Annotated in this window: 1 protein-coding gene; it reads right to left on the reverse strand. The window is 26.5% G+C overall.

Annotated elements, in window-relative coordinates:
• On the reverse strand, positions 1 to 468 hold a 468-nt coding region (locus A6013_RS24240; RefSeq protein ID WP_139128294.1), incomplete at both ends, for a DUF536 domain-containing protein.

The raw sequence follows: 468 nt of genomic DNA on the forward strand, positions 1-468 counted from the left end.
AGTAGAATATGTTTTTTCTTGTGCATCAACGTTTTGTCTAGCGTTAGTAGATGTATCAAAGGGATAATTAAGGTGTTTTTCTTTTTCTAATTGATTTTCTAATTTTTGAATCTTTTTATTACTCTCTAATGTCAGAACTTGCTGATTCTCAAGCAATTTTGATCTTTCTTGCAACTCTTTTCTGTAAAATTCAATTGTTGTTTCATGACGACTTTCTTGTTTTTCAATTTGATTATTTAAAGTATCAATCTGATTTTTAAGTATTTCTACTATTTGAGCATCGCTTTTAGATTCAAAATTAATATTATCCGACTCTTTTTTTTGTTTGTCTTCAGTAGCACTTTCAAAACCATATTTCTTTTTATTTTCATTTACTCTTTGAATGATTTTTTCTATATCGCTATCTTCTTTAATAAACGAAGTGTTTTCCTGTGTTATTGTCTCTATATTCAATCGCTTAATATTATT

The sequence above is a fragment of the Enterobacter sp. IF2SW-B1 genome, from assembly GCF_001743375.1.
In the GTDB taxonomy this organism is placed as follows: Bacteria; Pseudomonadota; Gammaproteobacteria; order Enterobacterales; family Enterobacteriaceae; genus Enterobacter; species Enterobacter bugandensis.